This window comes from Roseibium porphyridii, from assembly GCF_026191725.2.
In the GTDB taxonomy this organism is placed as follows: domain Bacteria; phylum Pseudomonadota; class Alphaproteobacteria; order Rhizobiales; family Stappiaceae; genus Roseibium; species Roseibium porphyridii.
Map to the genome: position 1 here is coordinate 5,410,423 of NZ_CP120863.1, position 16,872 is coordinate 5,427,294.

The following is a 16,872-nucleotide window of genomic DNA, read 5'->3' on the forward strand; positions in this document are numbered from 1 at the left end:
GACGTGTCGCCGGCCTGTTTTGGACTGAGACACAACGTCTCAAAACCTGAGAGCTGTTTGAATGTGTACACTTTGCGATGCGACCGGACGCACGAGAGATATTCCTGTGGTCGCCGGTTTTTCCTGCAGCGACGCAGAAGCCCCTGCCGGCTCGCCGGTCGCCTCCTCGACACCCGTCTTCACCAACGATCAGATCGCCAACCAGTTGACCAATGTCTTTTGGGGTGGTTCGGACCGATCGTTTAACGTCGGTGTCGGCGGAACGATTTCCGTGAACATCTCTGCCCTTCCCAGCGCGGTACAGACACTGGCACGCAGCGCCCTGGAATTCTGGTCTGACGCGACAGGCTTGAATTTCACATATACCGGAGGCAGTGCCCAGATCGATTTTGGCGACTCGGACGTCAACAGTGCTTACTGCTGGTCCTCCGTCAGCGGATCCAATATTACCTACAGCTATGTAAATGTGGGCACAAACTGGATTGGGGCGTACGGGACTGGCCTGAACACCTATTCCTTCCAAACATACATTCACGAAATCGGCCATGCGCTCGGGCTCGGTCATGGCGGCAACTACAATGGATCGGCGACCTATGGCACCGACAACCATTACGCCAACGATTCCTGGCAAGCATCGGTGATGTCGTATTTCAGCCAATACGAAAACACCTACATCAATGCCAGCTATGTGTATGCGATTTCACCACAAATTGCCGACATCATCGCTGTGCGAAATCTCTACGGAACGACGGGCACGACACGCACCGGCAACACGGTCTACGGCGATGGAGCCAATTCCGGCGATGTGATGCAGCAAGTCAGTTCGATGAACAGCTATATCAGCTACACAATCGTTGATGACGGCGGCACGGACACGCTCAATTTCAGTTCCTACGGCGGAAACCAGTCGATCAACCTGAATGCGGAGAGCATTTCGAGCGTCCGCGGTTATACCGGCAACCTGATCATTTCGCGTGGGACCGTGATTGAAAACGCAACATCGGGCAGCGGCAACGATACGCTGACCGGCAATGGCGTCGCCAATCTGTTATCGGGTGGCAACGGCAATGACACGCTTCTGGGCAATGGCGGCGACGATCAGTTGCGCGGCGGACTGGGGTCGGACACGCTGAACGGCGGCGGCGGAAATGACACTGCCGATTACAGCCAATCCAACAGCAGGATCCTCCTCAATCTCGGCGATGCCTATACCGAAAGCGGCGGTCATGCCCAAGGGGACACGCTGACCAGCGTCGAACATGTGACCGGCTCCAACTACAATGACCTTGTCGTCGGGGATTCAAACGCCAACACGCTTGACGGACGGTCCGGCAACGACATGCTCTACGGCCTGTCCGGCAATGACACGCTGCTCGGCAATGGTGGGAACGACATCCTGCGCGGTGGCGCCTCGACAGACCGCCTCGACGGGGGGGCGGGCTTTGACATCGCCGACTACCTGAATGCAGGCGGCAGCGTCTTCATCAATCTGAGCAGCAGCAGCGTTGAAGCCGGCAGCGATGCGGCGGGCGACAAGCTGATCAGCATCGAAGGCGTTTACGGATCGCACCACAACGACGTCATCACCGGCTCCTCCGGTTCCAACACGATTGTAGGTGCCGGCGGCCACGACATGCTCTACGGCTGGTACGGCAATGACACCCTGCGCGGCGGTGAAGGTGACGACTTTCTGCGCGGCGGCGCCGGCAATGACCGCCTTGAAGGCGGCAACGGCAACGATATTGCCGACTATGCCCAGTCGACCAGCGGTGTCACGATCCATCTGAGCGACAACAAGGTTGAAAAAGGCGGCTGGGCCCAGGGCGACCGGCTGATCGGCATCGAGGGCGCCAGCGGATCGAACTACAATGACATGTTCGACGGCGATTCCGGTTCCAACACCTTTTCCGGCGGCGCCGGCAATGACACGCTGCGCGGCCTGGGCGGCAATGACTATCTCGCCGGCGGTGCGTCTTCCGACAGGCTCGATGGCGGGTCCGGTTATGACTATGCCGACTACAGCGCCTCCTCGTCCGCGGTCACGGTCAATCTGAGCGACAGCAGCGTTGAAAGTGGCGGCGATGCCCAGGGCGACCGCCTGATCAGCATCGAGGCGGTGTTTGGGTCCGCTTTCAATGACACGCTGACCGGTTCAAGCGGTAGCAACGTCCTGGAAGGCCGCGGCGGCAACGACACGCTCTCGGGCCTGGCTGGCAATGACACCCTTAGGGGTGGTGACGGCAACGATCTTCTGATCGGAGGCAGTTCCTCGGACCGACTTGAAGGCGGCGCGGGCACCGACACGGCGGACTACAGCACCTCCGGTTCGGCGGTCACCGTCAATATCGGCGATTCCACCGTCGAAAGCGGCGGCGATGCCCAGGGCGACCGCTTGATCGGCATCGAAAACCTCACCGGGAGCGGATTTGCCGATACGCTTGCAGGCGACGGTAACGCCAATCGTCTCGTTGGCAGAGCGGGTGACGACACGCTGAAGGGTGGTGGCGCTGCCGACACATTCGTCTTCAACGAAACCGGATACGATGACACGATCACAGATTTTCAGGACACGATCGATGTGATCGAGATTTCCGTGGGAGCCACCACATTCGGTGACCTGGTGATTACGAACAGCAGTGGAAATGCTCTGATCAGTTATGCTGCGGGATCGATCCTGCTGGAGAATTTCAACTTTGCCCTACTGACTGTCGATGATTTCAATTTCGTCTGATATCCACACTTCTGTAACCATTATTGCAGTTGGCAAACGCACTACTACATGGATTATCACAGCAGACACTCCCACATTAGGAAAACCTGACTTTCAGTCAACAACTCGGACGCAATACTTATTCGCTGACCTGTTGCAATTAGTGCCGCTCCCGCATATCTACTGGCTCGCTCCAACATCAGGTCTCATTATTCCGACCAAGCTGCCATAGGTCTCCGACGTTTGGACGTCCTCGATTTGATATGTGAACCGGTATGCCCACCATCGGCCTTGATTTCGGCACCTCCAACACCGTTGCTGTTCTCGCAAGTGGTCGATCTGCCACAACGCCCGTCCATTTCCAGGATGGCAACGGCACCTTAACCTCCCTGCCGACTGTTCTGAGTTTTCTTGACAAGGGTGCGGCGAAAGCGCCGCATGCGGAGGTTGGGCCTTGGGCGATCAGGCAGTTTTTGGAGAGTTTTGGGGATGTGCGGTTTATCCAGTCGCTCAAGACCTTTGCGGCCAGCGCGGCGTTCAAGGGGACGGGGATTTACGGCATACCGTTTGATTTCGAAGCGCTGATGGCAACGTTTTTGAAGTGCGCTTTTGAGCGCTCGGGAACCGTTATTGACCCGGCCTCGACCCGGCTTGTCGTCGGGCGGCCGGTGGAGTTTGCAGGCTACAAGCCAGACGATCAGCTTGCCATGGCCAGATACCGGAGAGCTTTTCAAAGACTCGGATTTGAAGACATTCTCTTTGTGATGGAGCCGGTCGGTGCGGCATTTGCCTATGCACAATCGCTTGGCGAGGACACGACCATTCTCGTGGCCGACCTTGGTGGTGGCACGACGGATTATTCCTTGATGCGGTTCGAAACGCAGGCAGGGCACATGAAGGCGACGCCGCTCGGGCGCGGCGGTGTCGGTATCGCCGGCGACACGTTTGACTACCGCATCATCGACAACGTCGTCTTGCCAGAACTCGGCAAAGGGTCAGCCTATAAAAGCATGGGTAAGGTGCTCGAGATCCCGCCCAATCTCTTTTCAAATTTTGCACGCTGGCACATGTTGTCGATCTTCAAGACTTCCGATGATTTCAAGGAAATGAAAAAACTGCTCCGCTGGTGTCTGGAGCCAGATAAAATCGAGTTGTTCATCGATCTTGTCGAGGAAGACCAGGGCTATCCGCTCTATAAGGCCGTTTCAGAAACCAAAGCACAGCTTTCAGAGCAAGACGAGGCCGATCTTTTGTTCACGCCGCTTGGAAGCAATTTCAGGGCGCGAATAGTACGATCGGATTTTGAAAGCTGGATTGCGCCGGATCTAAAGAAAATGGATCTGGTGCTGGACAGAACGCTTGAAAGAGCCGGACTTGAAAATAATGACATTGACCGGGTTTTCATGACCGGCGGCACTTCCTTTGTTCCGGCCGTACGACGGCAATTCAGCGAGCGCTTTGGCGCGGACAGGATCTCCGGCGGCAATGAACTTACCTCTGTCGCGAACGGTCTTGCGTTGATCGGAGCGCGCGAAGACGCTTCCGATTGGGCACTGGCCGCGTGATCCCGCCAAGCGCTGGCTCAAAGGTCCGGCGGTGATTTCAAGGTCAGATCAATATCCACTTTGTCGCCGGCACCAACCCTCTGTTTTTTTCGCACTGCTGATTTGACAGGCAAAAGAAAGGATCCGGACGTTTTGTCCGGCCAGATGGTCGTTTGCCAGACGCTTGACCCCAATTGCGCCTTGACCTTGACCATGCCAAAGGCCTTGCCCTTGCCGTGCCCGTTCACAAAACGGATCTGGTCAGCACAGTCCTTTGGCAGCGTCACGAACGTCCAGCCACCCTTGCCCGGGTAGACCCAAAGACATGCGGAAAAGGACAAGCGATCAAGCATGAAACGCTCCGGAAAATATCCTGATTGTTGTGACTTACAGTTCGCAGGTTGTTTCAAGCTGCCGGAAGCTCATCAGTCCACCAGGTTGATATCGGCCATCAGATCACCTGCCGTTTCCTGCAGGGCATCGCTCAAGTCAGTTGGATCGAGGCCTGCGGGCAGCCGAAGATCGGCAGACGCCTTGAACAAGGCTTCGCCCTGCATGGAACCTGAGACAACTTCAGTCTCCAGGTTTTCGATGCTGACACCCTTGTCACTCAAAACGCTGCTGATGTCGCGCAAAATGCCGGGATGGTCTTGTGAAACCAGATCAAGATGAGCAGATGCTCCCGCAGGCGCGTCATCTCCTGCCTTATCGGAACGCAGCGTGATGTCGATGCCGTCGTCGGATAGCGCTTTGAGCTGGCTCACCAGTTCAGTTGCACTGTCACCGGCAATGGCAACGCGAACAATGCCGGCAAATTCACCTCCAAGACGGGCCATGGAGCTTTCGATCCAGTTGCCGCCCAATCCGGCAATGACCTCGGCCATCCGTTCCACGAGCCCTGGCCGATCTTTTGCGATCACCGTAAATACAAGATGGGTCTGCATGTTCCTAGTGCTCCAGTTCAGCGCCGCGCTCCGGCATCCGGACAATTCCGGAATGCTGAACACAAGCAGCCGGATTGTCCTGATGCCATATGGCGCTCACCGCGGGGAGCCGTCAACTCTCCGCGGTGCGTTTTGATCCATTCAGGCTCAAGCCCTCAAATCCAGTCAAAGACCAGACTTGAGAGCACCCAGGACCGATCATGACCCCGAACATACGTTTTATCCGAGCGCCCGCCTGAGCATCGGGACGCGTTTGACAATCAGATAGTCCAGTACCAGGACCGTCAGGAGCGTTACGCCAACAAGCGGGAATGCCAACGAGAGAAACAGCATCAGGATCATCGCCCCACGCCAATGCGGCAGGTTTTCAGGTGTTTTGGGCGCAAAAACTCTGAAGGCAGACCCTTTTGGGCGGCGGAGCCACCACATCATAAGTCCACTGACACATAAAAAGATCACCGACAAGCACACAAGCGTGTTGAGTATCAGGTTCCACAACCCGACAAGGCCCATGTGGAGCGGTATGCCAACGGCCATCGCCTTACCGGCGAGCGAATAGTCGGCGAAGAATACATTTGCCAGAACACGGCCCGTGTATTGGTCCACATGGACTGTGCGATCCGAAAAAGGATCTTTGGCATCCGCGCTCATGGTGTCCTGGTTGATTGTCCAGACGCCCGATTCTCCACCGGGATAGGCGACACGAAAGCGCGCATTGAACCCGATTTCTTCAGCCAGACTGGCGATGCTGTCGATGGTCACCGGAACACCGGAGGCGATCCCGACAATTCCCGCATCAGAGCCCGACGCCGGCATTGGCGTTTGCTCAAGCGCCCAGGGAACATCCGAAATCGCTCCGTGGTTCATCGAGGCATGCGTTTTGTCGGAGAGCGGAACTTCGTTCCATTTTTCAGCTGGAAACGTGTTCCAGGCCTGAACCAGTTTGTCACCCCAGATGCCTGTCCAGGCCATACCGGTGATCAGGAAAAGAACCAAAAGAAGCGAGACGTATATCCCGATACTTTCGTGAAGTATCTTCCAAACCGGGCGACCACGACCCTCAATGAACGGGAGGAGCGCACGAACAAAGGATCTGTCGCGCGGCCACCACAGGTAAAGGCCTGTCACGGTGAGCACGATGGCAAAGCCGGCTGCTATTTCCAGAAGGCGGTCACCTGTCGTTCCGAGAAGAAGATCGCTGTGAATGCTGTCGGCAAAATCATACCAGCCATCCCGGCGCACCCAGGTCTCGACAATGTCACCTTGATACGGGTCGACGGCCACCATGGACTGGACACCGTCGGAGTTGATCCTGAAGACGGATACACTTTCAGCGCTCCGGCCTTTCAGCCACTCCACAAGCGTGCTGCCGGGCTGGCTCGCCAAAGCAGCGGCGGCCTGGTCGGATATGGGCATCGGCGTTTCGCCCACCTTTGGCACATGAATGTTTTCGCCATCCCTTCCGTCGAAATAACCGACATACATCATCGTCATTCCGGTGACCGCCAAGGTCATCAGAAAGGGTATGACAAACAGGCCCGCATAAAAGTGCCAGCGCCAGGCGGCCAGGTAAAACCGGCTGGGTGCGGATGCGTTTCCAGCATCCTCAGTATTGATTGACATGAGAACTCCATAGCGAAGTCGATCACCATTGCTTTCTGCAGGTGCGGCTTCTGGTCAGACTGAATTTTTGATTGAGGAAAGTCGGTCAAACCAATCTGGGAGGCGCTCGCGCACCATGCTGGCCTGTCGAGCTTCTCGTCACCCAAACCATTGTCTGGAAGGGCACATGTTGCTCGGAGTTCCGTGGCGCGTCCCAGCAACCCGCACAAGCATGAAGAAGTGCAAACACACCAGCAACAGCAAAAACACAGTGCTTTAGTGCGTCGTCGTCCGAATCGCTATCGGAGGGGATTTCGGCACCGTTGGCGTCCAGAGTGACAGTTCTCAACCCTTCAGCCGTACAAAGTGTAACGGTGAAGGTGCCATCCGCCTGCACTGCGGGCATAAAGCCCTTCGGCAAGAGGGCAACAAAAAGAAAAGGCAGCAGAAGCAGTGTTCTGATCACCTTTATCGAATCCGGGCCTGTTTTCCGGAAACGTTCCACGCCGTCGATGCTCCTCTCTTCACGCAGGTCGATCTCTAGACCAGTGCCCATACGAACACAAACGCAACCTCAACGAACCACAACTTTTGATAGTCGCATCAGCATTTCCGGCCATTTTTCACAAGTTGTCTGTATGCGCCTCAAGATGTCGCTTTCGCGCTTGATCCTCCTGCGGCCCTCCCCTAATGTGCCGCGACCTGACGGCGTCCTTTTGAAGGGACTGAGAGCGATTCCGGATGCGGTTGACCCAAACAGGGGACCAATGCCGGAGCTGTCCAAGGCACAAGCGATGATCCGGTAAAGCGCCGGACCCTTGCGCGTGTTTGCTTTCATCTCCCCAACAGGATTGTCGACGATAACCTGCCTTTTGAGGGGGAGAGAGAGATGTTTCACCGGACCGTTTTAACCGGCCTTACCACCTCGATGTTGCCGACATCTGCGTTTGCACATGGTGGTCACCTTGGCGAACTTGCCGGACACTCCCACTGGGTTGGGGTCGCAGCGATTGCCGGCGCTGCTCTGGTTGCCGGCCTTGTCGCTTTGAAGGACCGCAAGCAAAAGAAATCCGAAGATCCGACTGATGCAGATGTTGAAGACACGAAAACTGCCGGGGAAGCTGCTCAATGAGTGAAAAACTCGGTTTGATGATCTGCGGCCATGGAAGTCGCAACAAAGGCGCGGTCAAGCAGTTTGCCCAGCTGGCTGAAGGGCTAAAGGCGCGTTTTCCAGTTTGGCCGGTAGAGTACGGCTACCTGGAATTCGCCAATCCGGTCATCCATGATGGTCTGACCAAGCTGCGCGAACAGGGGTGCACGCATGTTCTGGCGGTTCCAGGAATGCTTTTTGCGGCAGGCCACGCCAAAAATGACATCCCTTCGGTGCTGAACACCTATCAGGCCATGCACCCGGAAATGAAAATTTCCTATGGCCGGGAACTTGCGGTCGATATGCGCATGGTCAAGGCAGCCGGTGCGCGCATCCAGGAAGCCATCGATGCAGCAGAAGGCGACGTGCCGTTGCATGAAACGCTGCTTATGGTGGTAGGCCGCGGTGCATCTGATCCCGATGCAAATTCGAACGTTACCAAGATCACGCGCCTCCTTTGGGAAGGGTTCGGTTTCGGCTGGGCGGAAACCTGTTACTCCGGCGTGACATTTCCCCTTGTCGGGGCCGGTCTCGAACACGCGGCCAAGCTTGGATACAAGCGTATTATCGTCTTCCCGTATTTCCTGTTTACCGGGGTTCTCGTTCAAAGGATCTATTCAAACACGGATGAGGTTGCTGCCAACCATCCGGACATTGAGTTCATCAAGGCTGGATATCTGAACGACCATCCGCAGGTCATTGATACAATGGCGGATCGTGTGCAGGAAATTCTGCAAGGTGCCAATCTGATGAACTGTCAGATGTGCAAATACCGCGAGCAGGTGCTTGGCTTCGAAGCGGAGGTGGGACTGGCGCAAGAAAGCCATCACCACCACGTGGAAGGTCTTGGTGCGGAAGCAGAGTGTCAACTTTGCGATGAAATCTGCACAGGAGCCTGTGAGAAGCAGGTTCGTGCCGCTGGTCATCATTACCATGATCACGGGCATAGTCATGATCACGGGCATGGCCATAGTCACGATCACAGCCACGATCATCATCACCATCCCTATCCTCACGCGGACCATCCGCACGGGCCAAAATCTTTGAACCGAGACGGGTAAGCACAGGGCAGTGAGCACAGATACGAAACCGTCCTACGACTATGAAAAGGACCCTGCAGCGATCTATCGCCAGTCCTTTTCAACAGTGCGTGCAGAGACTGATTTTGCAAGTCTTCCAGAAAACTTGCATCCGGTGGCCATCCGCCTCATCCATGCCTGCGGTATGACGGATCTGCCAAAGGACCTGCGCTGGTCAAGCGGTATTCTGGAGGCTGCGCATTCCGCCATCGCTTCCGCTGCACCGGTGTTCTGTGATGTGGAAATGGTCTCTCACGGCATTATCAAGTCCCGGCTTCCAGACCGGTCAGAGGTGATATGCAAATTGAACGATCAACAGGTGCCTCACCTTGCCGGGCAGCTCGGAACGACCAGATCGGCGGCGGCCGTTGAATTATGGCGTGAACGACTGGACGGAGCGATCGTTGCCATCGGCAATGCGCCGACCGCGCTCTTTCACCTGTTGGAACTCATCGCTGATGGCGGACCTCGCCCAGCAGCGATTTTGGGGTTCCCGGTTGGTTTTGTCGGCGCTGCAGAATCCAAGGACGCATTGGTCAACAATCCATTTGAGATCCCCTATCTTGCCGTTGCCGGCAGGCGCGGCGGTTCGGCGATGGCTGCGGCAGCGGTAAACGCGCTTGTGGCCGGTCTCCCGGAGGAAGACTGACTTGAGCGACGAAATCGGAAAACCCAAATTCAGATCGGTTGGGACAAAAGAGCCAATGCGCTCTCGCGGGTTTCTCTCTCGACCCGGCGGCACCGCAGCGCTATTCCCAAACAAAGGCTCGGGCACAAGCGAGGCAACCTCGGCTGAAAAGCAGCATCACCGATCCAGAGGTGGCCGCAAGGTTGTGCTTCCGCAAGACGGAAAACCAAAGGATCTATCCGTAAGGCCCTCTATAAAACCGTACAGCCTGAAGGAAGAAGAATGACTTCCTGGCTAACCCTGATTGGCATAGGCGAAGACGGTGCGCTGGCTCCAGGTGGGCGGGATGCACTCGATCAGGCTGACCTCGTTTTCGGAGGCAAGCGTCATCTGGCGCTGGCAAACGTCCCGGCTGGTGCTGAGGCGAAGTCCTGGCCCAGCCCGTTCGCAGACGTCTATGAGGACCTGAAGCAGCAATCCGGCAAAAAAGTTGCTGTTCTCGCAAGCGGAGATCCGATGTGGTTCGGCATTGGCGCTTCGCTTCTAAGGCACTTTTCAGCGGATGAAATGAGGGTCTTGCCTTCTCTTTCCGCCTTCCAACTGGCGGCCGCGCGCAAGGGCTGGTCTCTTCAGGAAACAGAATGTCTGTCGGTACACGGCCGGCCTGTCGACTTGGTACGGGCAGCCCTTTATCCGGGGGCTCGGATCCTGCTTCTGACCAGCAATAGCGACACGCCACGCCAGGTCGCCGACATTTTGGCGGATGAAGGTTATGGACGTACAAAGCTGACGGTTCTGGAGCATCTTGGCGGTGAAAAGGAGCGCATCGTGCATGGGACGGCGGAAGACTGGTCTCACGCGGTTGTGGACCTTCACACGCTCGCGCTCGACGTCGTCGCCGACCCGAACTCAAGGTTCCGTGGCCGGACAGCCGGACTTGCCGACGACGCCTTTCGACACGACGGAAAGATGACCAAACAGGACATCCGCGCAGCGACGCTTGCTGAATTGAAACCCTTTCCGGGCGCGCTCCTCTGGGATATCGGTTCGGGTTGCGGATCAGTTGCCATAGAGTGGTTGCGCGCAGCTGATCGCACGCAAGCCATTGGGCTGGAACCAAATGCCGACCGGCGCCAAATGGCTGCGGACAATGCGCTCGCACTCGGCGTACCGCATCTTGAGCTCAAAGATGCATCTGCGCCGGATGGACTTGCCGATTTGCCTGAACCTGATGCTGTTTTCATCGGCGGGGGTCTCACAACTCCCGGCACTGTTACAGGTGCCATGGCTGCGCTGAAAACTGGCGGACAGCTTGTGGCCAACGCGGTCACCCTTGAAAGCGAAGCCGTGCTGCTTGAAGCATATCGAACGCTTGGAGGAGCCTTGAAACGGCTTTCCGTACAGAAGGCAAGCGCAGTGGGTGGCCTGACGGGGTGGCGCCCGCAGATGACCGTAACCCAGTGGAGTGTCACCAAGTCATGAGCGGCAAGCTTTTTGGCGTCGGCCTCGGCCCCGGGGATCCGGAGCTGATGACCCTCAAGGCGCATCGATTGATCACGTCGGCGAAGGTGGTGGCCTATCCAGCCCCAGATTCTGGAACAAGTTTCGCACGTTCAATCGCCGATGGCCTGATCGGCAACGAGGCGCGGGAAATCCCGATCATTGTGCCCATGCGCGTGGACCGGTTTCCCGCCAAGGAAATATATGACAAGGCCTCTGCAGACATTGCCGAAGTGCTTGAGAGTGGCCTGGATGTTGTCACTCTTTGTGAAGGCGACCCGTTTTTCTTCGGATCGTTCATGTATCTTTTTGAACGTTTGGCAGATCGGTTCGAGGTTGAAATCGTGCCCGGGGTCACATCACTGACAACCTGTGCGGCACAGCTCGGACGCCCGCTAACATCGCGAAACGACGTTCTGACCATCATCCCGGGACCCCTTCCCGACAATGAGATCCGTCGCAAGGTCGAAGAGGCCCAGGCTGTCGCCATCATGAAGGTCGGGCGACATCTGGCACGATTGAAGGCGCTTTTGTCCGAAATGGGGTTGCTCGATCGCGCCGGCTATGTGGAACGCGCCAGCCTTCCCGAACAAAAGGTTCACCGCCTTGTTGACCTAGAGGCGGAAACTGCACCCTATTTTTCCATGATCCTTATCTACAAGGGAGACGAAGCGTGGACGCTTCCCCCATCCTTCTCGTCCTGAACGAGACCGGCTTTGAAACGGCACAAGACGTTGCCAAGCGGTTTTCGACTGCGCGCATTCACGGTCTGGCCGGCCGTGTGCCGATGGCCGATACCCAATTCAACGAAACGATCGAGCACATTCAGCTCCTGTTCAAGGCTGGCCATCCGATCGTCGGCTTCTGCGCGAGCGGGATCCTGATCCGCGCGCTGGCTCCGGTTCTCTCGGACAAGACATCAGAACCTCCAGTCATCGCCATTTCAGAGGACGGTTCAAGCATTGTGCCGCTGCTCGGCGGTCACAGGGGCGCCAACGAGCTGGCCCGTGTGTTGGCCCGTGGGCTTCGCGGCCATGCGGCGATCACAACCGCCGGCGATCTTAAGCTTGGCGTCGCGCTTGATGCTCCTCCTTCCGGCTGGCGGCTGATCAACCCCGAAGATGCCAAACCGGTCATGGCCGAGCTTATCTCAGGCGCGTCGGTCCGCCTGGAAGGCAATGCGGATTGGTTGTCGGAAGCCGACCTTGTGCACTCAGACGACGCGGCCATTTCCCTCGTTGCCAGTGAGCAACCGGAGGTCAGCGGACCGACCCGGTTGGTCTACCATCCACAGAAGTTCGCCGTCGGCGTCGGCTGTGCAAGAGGATGTGCCAGCCAGGAATTGATCGACCTTGTCGAGACACAACTCGCAGAAGCCAAAATCGCCCCCGGAGCCGTTGCATGTGTTGCAACAATTGACCTGAAGGCCGATGAGACTGCCGTCAATGACCTGGCCGATCATCTCGGTGTGCCAGTGCGGCTTTTTTCCGCCGTGGAACTGCAGCGTGAAACGCCTCGGCTGAGAAACCCCTCAAATGTGGTCTTCGATGAGGTGGGTTGTTATGGCGTTGCGGAAGGTGGCGCGCTTGCGGCGGCCGGTCCCTTCGCTGCACTGACGGTTGAAAAGCAGAAAACCGAAAATGCGACCTGCGCCATTGCCAGATCTCCAAAGGCAATCGACACGTCGGCCGTGGGTCAGGCAAGAGGGCACCTGTCGGTGATCGGCATCGGACCCGGCAAGGATGATTGGCGCACACCGCAGGCAACCAAACTGCTGTCCGAGGCATCGGACGTCGTCGGGTATTCGCTGTACCTCGACATTGTCGAAAACCACATCACCGGCAAGACCCATCACAATTTTCCGCTTGGTGCAGAAGAAGACCGGGTTCGGTTCGCACTTGAGGAAGCAGGTAAAGGCAAGAATGTCGCACTGATTTCTTCCGGCGATGCCGGCATCTACGCGATGGGAACGCTTGTCTACGAATTGCTGCATCGAAACCAGGAATTCGGCGGTGTTTCCGATGCGGCAAAACGCGTTACGATCACCAATGCACCGGGCATTTCGGCATTGCAGGCATGTTCGGCGTTGATCGGCGCTCCGCTCGGTCACGACTTTTGCGCAATTTCCCTGTCCGATCTGCTGACGCCCTGGGAAGTCATTGAAAAACGTCTCAAGGCCGCCGCTGAAGGCGACTTCGTGATCGCATTCTACAACCCGGTGTCGCAGCGCAGACGTACCCAACTCGCTGCGGCCAAAGAGATTCTGCTGGAGCATCGCTCGGGTGCCACACCGGTCATTCTCGGTGTCAATCTCGGCCGCCCGGATGAGACGATCAGAGTGCTTTCGCTGGAAGCACTTTCCGTTGACGACGTTGATATGCTGACGACGGTGCTCGTCGGCTCGTCAACGACCCGCTCGGTACTGCGCGGCGACGGCCATCCCTTCGTCTATACCCCGCGCGGCTACTCCAAACGCATAGATGCTCCAAAGCCGACCGATGTATCTCAAGATACGTCATCCCCAGCAGACGACAGCTCACACGAAACTGAAGCGGAAAACCAGGCATGACTGTTCATTTTGTCGGCGCCGGTCCGGGCGATCCGGACCTCATCACGGTTAGAGGACTGAGGCTCATCCAGTCCTGTCCGGTCTGCCTCTATGCCGGATCTCTGGTTCCGGAACAGATTGTTGCAGCAGCTCCAGAGGGTGCCCGGGTCGTTGATACCGCGCCGTTGACGCTTGACGAGATCATCGAGGAAATCAAGTCTGCCCATGACAAAGGCCTGGATGTCGCCCGCGTCCATTCCGGAGACCCGTCCATTTATGGCGCAACCGCTGAGCAAATGCGACGTCTTGATGCCCTTGGCATTGATTATGATGTGACGCCGGGCGTACCAGCCTTTGCGGCAGCCGCGGCAGCCCTAAAGACTGAACTGACAATACCAGAGGTGGCGCAGACAGTTATTGTCACCAGAACGGCCATGCAGTCGTCCGCCATGCCGAACAATGAGGATCTGGACACGCTTGGCCGAAGCGGTGCCACACTCGCAATCCATCTCTCTGTCAGAAATCTGCGCGAGATCGAGCGACAATTGACACCACACTACGGTCCGGATTGCCCTGTGATTGTCGCCTTCCGCGTCGGATGGCCGGATGAAAGCTTCATCCATGGAACCTTGTCGACCATTGCAGGAAAGGTCCGGGCCTCCAAAATTACCCGAACCGCCCTGATATTTGTCGGTCATGCCTTAAAGCCGGGTGAGGACTTCCGCGACAGCGCGCTCTATGACGCCGATCATGTTCACGTTTTGAGGCCCAAGAAGAAGGCCAAGGCGTGAAGCACTTGCAATGTCCGATTTGGCTCTGGCCGTTGTTTGAGTTTTTCGGCATCTGTTGCTTCACGCCGACCGATGGGGCCGTTCTGGCCTAGTCTCGCAAACTTGTCGCAAAAGGTATATGATCATAATCATATGCTTGCGAGGTGTTCTGTTGATGAGTGGCCAAGAAGACATACGCGCGGCGTTTGACGCTGCCGGATTGCAAGCCACTGATGTCGTATTGAAAAAACACAACTTTCTTTTTCGAACAGGCGATCAGGTCAAGCGCATGTTTTTTGTACGGACGGGCCGACTGGTCATGGTTCGTATCCTTGAAAGCGGCCAGGAACTCGTCGTACAGCGCGCCGACCCCGGCGACCTCTTCGCAGAGGCGTCCCTTTTTTCAGACCGTTACCATTGCGATGCCGTTGGTGAAACGGACGTTCGTTGCACGGCTTATGACAAGGCTGCTGTGCTGGAAGCGCTCAATGATCCAGCCATGGCGATGCTGATGCTGAAAGCCTACTCGATTCAGATCCGCGGCCTGCGCAATCAGATCGAGCTGCGCAACATCAAACGTGCCGACGACAGGGTTTATTCCTATCTTCAATCTTTACCACCCGATGCGAAGGGCTGGCGCGACCCGCATCTTTCCTGGAAAGACGTTTCTCGGACGCTCGGCCTATCGCATGAGGCCTGTTATCGTGCACTCGCATTGCTCGACAAAAGCAAGCGGATCGAACGGGAAGAAAACCGCTGCCGTCTCATCTGACAGCCTGAATGGTCTCCTAAATGTGTCAGCTGCGAAAGCGGCCGAAGAAGAGCTTTTGGTAAGGCATTCGTTTTGTCTAGCTCGCACTGTTCAACTGCAATGGCTCAGCGTCGGAGATAGAAGGAGCCGCCGATCGACTTCGTGACAACGCTTCCTCGCTCTCGTGATTTGCACCCCAATATTCAGCCACGCTTGGCCCATTTTTGATGCGCTTGTCGCGAAACAGGAACCCGAGCACCTCGTGTATCCACACCCTTCGGCCCATTGCATAGTACCATTTGTGGGCGTGCCTGAGCTTTGGATCGCGCATTGACCAAAGCCGCCAAAGCGCACGTGGACGGGATTGCACGATGAATTCGATTGCCTTCACCCAAAGAAATACCCGCCAGGGCGGTACATGCCGTGTGGCAAGGACCTGGTGTTTATAGTCCCACTTGCGCTGATCCAACTGGATGACCCGGCGGTGCCGGATATCGCCAAACAGTGGTGTCCAGCGATGCGGCGTCACGTAAAGCGATTGAATCTGATCCGGGTCATAGCTGAGCAGTAGACGAAGAACCCGCCAGTAGTCACTATCCCGTTCCTCTTCAAAACCGACCACCCAGGTTGCGAGGGACAGCATGCCGTGCTGCCGCATGAGCCGGATCGCTTCACGGTCCGTACTGGGTGTCGCGCCTTTGCGGATCTTGGCAAGAACCTTCTCATCCGTGTGTTCCATGCCCATCAGGAACCGTTCCACGCCCGCTTTCTTGTAAAGATGAAGATGGTCACGATCACGAACAATATCGTCTGCTCTCGTTGAGCCAACCAAAGTGATTTCAACATTCTCCGAGATGATCGCCTCCAGAAACCGTTTCCACATTTTCTTCGAGGACGTTGGGTTTTCGTCGGCAAAATTGAAAACCTCGATGCCATACTTGCGATGAAGCCAGGCCAATTCGGCTGCAAAAACCTCCGGGTTACGATGGCGCCACTGTGTCCAGAACCCGCGCTGGCCACAATAGGTACAAGGATGTGGGCACCCCCTTGAAAACTGGACGACCACCGCGCGCTTTCCTCCCCAGTAGGAATAGCGATCAAAGTCGATCAGTTCCCATGCGATTCGGTAGGCGTCGAGGTCTCGAATCATCGGCTGCGGCGGTGTTGAGACAACCTTCCCTTCTGCTCGAAACGCTATGCCTCTTATGCCGGCAATCGGTTGGTTTCGACCAAGAGCATTGACGAGCTGTCGGCAGGTTTCCTCGCCTTCGCCCCTGACCAGAATGTCGAACTCTGGTGCTTCGCGCAGAATGTCCCGCCAGTGATAAGTCGGGAAAACACCCCCATAGATGACCAGCAACCCCGGACAGCACTCTTTGGCACGCCTTGCAATTTCGGAACTTGTCGGATGGGCGGACGTTGACCCGGAATGGCCGAGTAACAGAGCTTCGCAACCGGATTTTTCTATTGCGGAAACGATGTCAGAAATCGGCAATGGACCGAATTCCGCATCCAGAAAATCTACTTCATGATCATCGTCGATCAGAGGCCCTGCGATGGAAAGAAGACCAAGTGGTGGCAGATGGTCATCAGGTATACGGCTGCCGATGGCCGTATGTGGCGGATTGACGATGAGCACTTTCATG

15 protein-coding genes are annotated in these 16,872 nt (G+C 56.6%); 10 read left to right on the forward strand and 5 right to left on the reverse strand.

Annotated features, from left to right (window positions below):
• The first annotated feature begins 61 nt into the window (after window positions 1–61).
• A complete protein-coding gene (locus K1718_RS24925; protein WP_265680446.1) occupies window positions 62–2,731 on the forward strand; it encodes a M10 family metallopeptidase C-terminal domain-containing protein in 2,670 nt (889 codons plus the stop codon).
• Between the two features lie 254 nt (window positions 2,732–2,985).
• Entirely contained in the window at window positions 2,986–4,275 is a 1,290-nt protein-coding gene (locus K1718_RS24930; RefSeq protein ID WP_265680445.1) for an Hsp70 family protein, read from the forward strand.
• A 17-nt stretch (window positions 4,276–4,292) separates the two neighbouring features.
• On the opposite strand, the gene K1718_RS24935 is transcribed toward K1718_RS24930, so the two are convergent.
• The 4 genes from K1718_RS24935 to K1718_RS24950 form a co-directional block, all read right to left on the reverse strand.
• Complete coding sequence (locus K1718_RS24935; protein ID WP_265680444.1) at window positions 4,293–4,607, reverse strand: DUF1905 domain-containing protein; 315 nt, start codon at window positions 4,605–4,607, stop codon at window positions 4,293–4,295.
• Between the two features lie 72 nt (window positions 4,608–4,679).
• Window positions 4,680–5,198: a glycine cleavage system transcriptional repressor gene (locus tag K1718_RS24940; RefSeq protein ID WP_152503658.1), complete on the reverse strand. Its 519-nt coding sequence runs from the start codon at window positions 5,196–5,198 to the stop codon at window positions 4,680–4,682.
• Window positions 5,199–5,417: 219 nt separating this feature from the next.
• Window positions 5,418–6,821, reverse strand: coding sequence for a PepSY-associated TM helix domain-containing protein (locus K1718_RS24945; RefSeq protein ID WP_265680442.1), 1,404 nt, complete (start codon window positions 6,819–6,821; stop codon window positions 5,418–5,420).
• Window positions 6,822–6,906: 85 nt separating this feature from the next.
• Window positions 6,907–7,356 (reverse strand): DUF2946 family protein, encoded by a 450-nt coding sequence (locus K1718_RS24950; RefSeq protein ID WP_265680441.1) that lies wholly within the window; start codon window positions 7,354–7,356, stop codon window positions 6,907–6,909.
• Between the two features lie 333 nt (window positions 7,357–7,689).
• Between K1718_RS24950 and K1718_RS24955 the strand changes: the two genes are divergently transcribed.
• The 8 genes from K1718_RS24955 to K1718_RS24990 all read left to right on the forward strand — a co-directional run bounded on the left by K1718_RS24955 (window position 7,690) and on the right by K1718_RS24990 (window position 15,247).
• The gene (locus K1718_RS24955; protein ID WP_265680440.1) at window positions 7,690–7,932 is read left to right on the forward strand and encodes a DUF6732 family protein; all 243 of its coding nucleotides are present in this window, start codon (window positions 7,690–7,692) and stop codon (window positions 7,930–7,932) included.
• Window positions 7,929–9,011, forward strand: coding sequence for a sirohydrochlorin chelatase (locus K1718_RS24960; RefSeq protein WP_265680439.1), 1,083 nt, complete (start codon window positions 7,929–7,931; stop codon window positions 9,009–9,011). Before K1718_RS24955 ends, K1718_RS24960 begins: the two co-directional genes overlap by 4 nt.
• Window positions 9,012–9,021: 10 nt before the next feature.
• A complete protein-coding gene (locus K1718_RS24965) occupies window positions 9,022–9,678 on the forward strand; it encodes a precorrin-8X methylmutase (protein ID WP_265680438.1) in 657 nt (218 codons plus the stop codon).
• A 261-nt stretch (window positions 9,679–9,939) separates the two neighbouring features.
• Window positions 9,940–11,139, forward strand: a complete 1,200-nt coding sequence (gene cbiE / locus K1718_RS24970) for a precorrin-6y C5,15-methyltransferase (decarboxylating) subunit CbiE (protein ID WP_265680437.1) — start codon at window positions 9,940–9,942, stop codon at window positions 11,137–11,139.
• Entirely contained in the window at window positions 11,136–11,861 is a 726-nt protein-coding gene (gene cobI, locus K1718_RS24975; protein WP_265680436.1) for a precorrin-2 C(20)-methyltransferase, read from the forward strand. Before cbiE ends, cobI begins: the two co-directional genes overlap by 4 nt.
• Entirely contained in the window at window positions 11,831–13,726 is a 1,896-nt protein-coding gene (cobJ, locus tag K1718_RS24980; protein WP_265680435.1) for a precorrin-3B C(17)-methyltransferase, read from the forward strand. The genes cobI and cobJ overlap by 31 nt, the downstream gene beginning before the upstream one ends.
• Window positions 13,723–14,496: a precorrin-4 C(11)-methyltransferase gene (gene cobM / locus K1718_RS24985; protein WP_265680434.1), complete on the forward strand. Its 774-nt coding sequence runs from the start codon at window positions 13,723–13,725 to the stop codon at window positions 14,494–14,496. The genes cobJ and cobM overlap by 4 nt, the downstream gene beginning before the upstream one ends.
• 154 nt (window positions 14,497–14,650) lie before the next feature.
• Window positions 14,651–15,247: a Crp/Fnr family transcriptional regulator gene (locus tag K1718_RS24990; RefSeq protein ID WP_265680433.1), complete on the forward strand. Its 597-nt coding sequence runs from the start codon at window positions 14,651–14,653 to the stop codon at window positions 15,245–15,247.
• A 76-nt stretch (window positions 15,248–15,323) separates the two neighbouring features.
• Here K1718_RS24990 and bchE read toward each other — a convergent pair whose 3' ends face one another.
• Window positions 15,324–16,871 carry a magnesium-protoporphyrin IX monomethyl ester anaerobic oxidative cyclase gene (bchE, locus tag K1718_RS24995; protein ID WP_265680432.1) on the reverse strand — a complete coding sequence of 516 codons (1,548 nt, stop codon included), beginning with the start codon at window positions 16,869–16,871 and terminating at the stop codon, window positions 15,324–15,326.
• Between the last annotated feature and the right edge of the window lies 1 nt (window position 16,872).

Coding starts and splice junctions, on each gene's coding strand:
- K1718_RS24925 (WP_265680446.1), top strand. CDS start 62: ATGTGTACACTTTGCGATGCGACCGGACGCACGAGAGATATTCCTGTG.
- K1718_RS24930 (WP_265680445.1), top strand. CDS start 2,986: ATGCCCACCATCGGCCTTGATTTCGGCACCTCCAACACCGTTGCTGTT.
- K1718_RS24935 (WP_265680444.1), bottom strand. CDS start 4,607: ATGCTTGATCGCTTGTCCTTTTCCGCATGTCTTTGGGTCTACCCGGGC.
- K1718_RS24940 (WP_152503658.1), bottom strand. CDS start 5,198: ATGCAGACCCATCTTGTATTTACGGTGATCGCAAAAGATCGGCCAGGG.
- K1718_RS24945 (WP_265680442.1), bottom strand. CDS start 6,821: ATGTCAATCAATACTGAGGATGCTGGAAACGCATCCGCACCCAGCCGG.
- K1718_RS24950 (WP_265680441.1), bottom strand. CDS start 7,356: ATGGGCACTGGTCTAGAGATCGACCTGCGTGAAGAGAGGAGCATCGAC.
- K1718_RS24955 (WP_265680440.1), top strand. CDS start 7,690: ATGTTTCACCGGACCGTTTTAACCGGCCTTACCACCTCGATGTTGCCG.
- K1718_RS24960 (WP_265680439.1), top strand. CDS start 7,929: ATGAGTGAAAAACTCGGTTTGATGATCTGCGGCCATGGAAGTCGCAAC.
- cbiE (WP_265680437.1), top strand. CDS start 9,940: ATGACTTCCTGGCTAACCCTGATTGGCATAGGCGAAGACGGTGCGCTG.
- cobI (WP_265680436.1), top strand. CDS start 11,136: ATGAGCGGCAAGCTTTTTGGCGTCGGCCTCGGCCCCGGGGATCCGGAG.
- cobM (WP_265680434.1), top strand. CDS start 13,723: ATGACTGTTCATTTTGTCGGCGCCGGTCCGGGCGATCCGGACCTCATC.
- K1718_RS24990 (WP_265680433.1), top strand. CDS start 14,651: ATGAGTGGCCAAGAAGACATACGCGCGGCGTTTGACGCTGCCGGATTG.
- bchE (WP_265680432.1), bottom strand. CDS start 16,871: ATGAAAGTGCTCATCGTCAATCCGCCACATACGGCCATCGGCAGCCGT.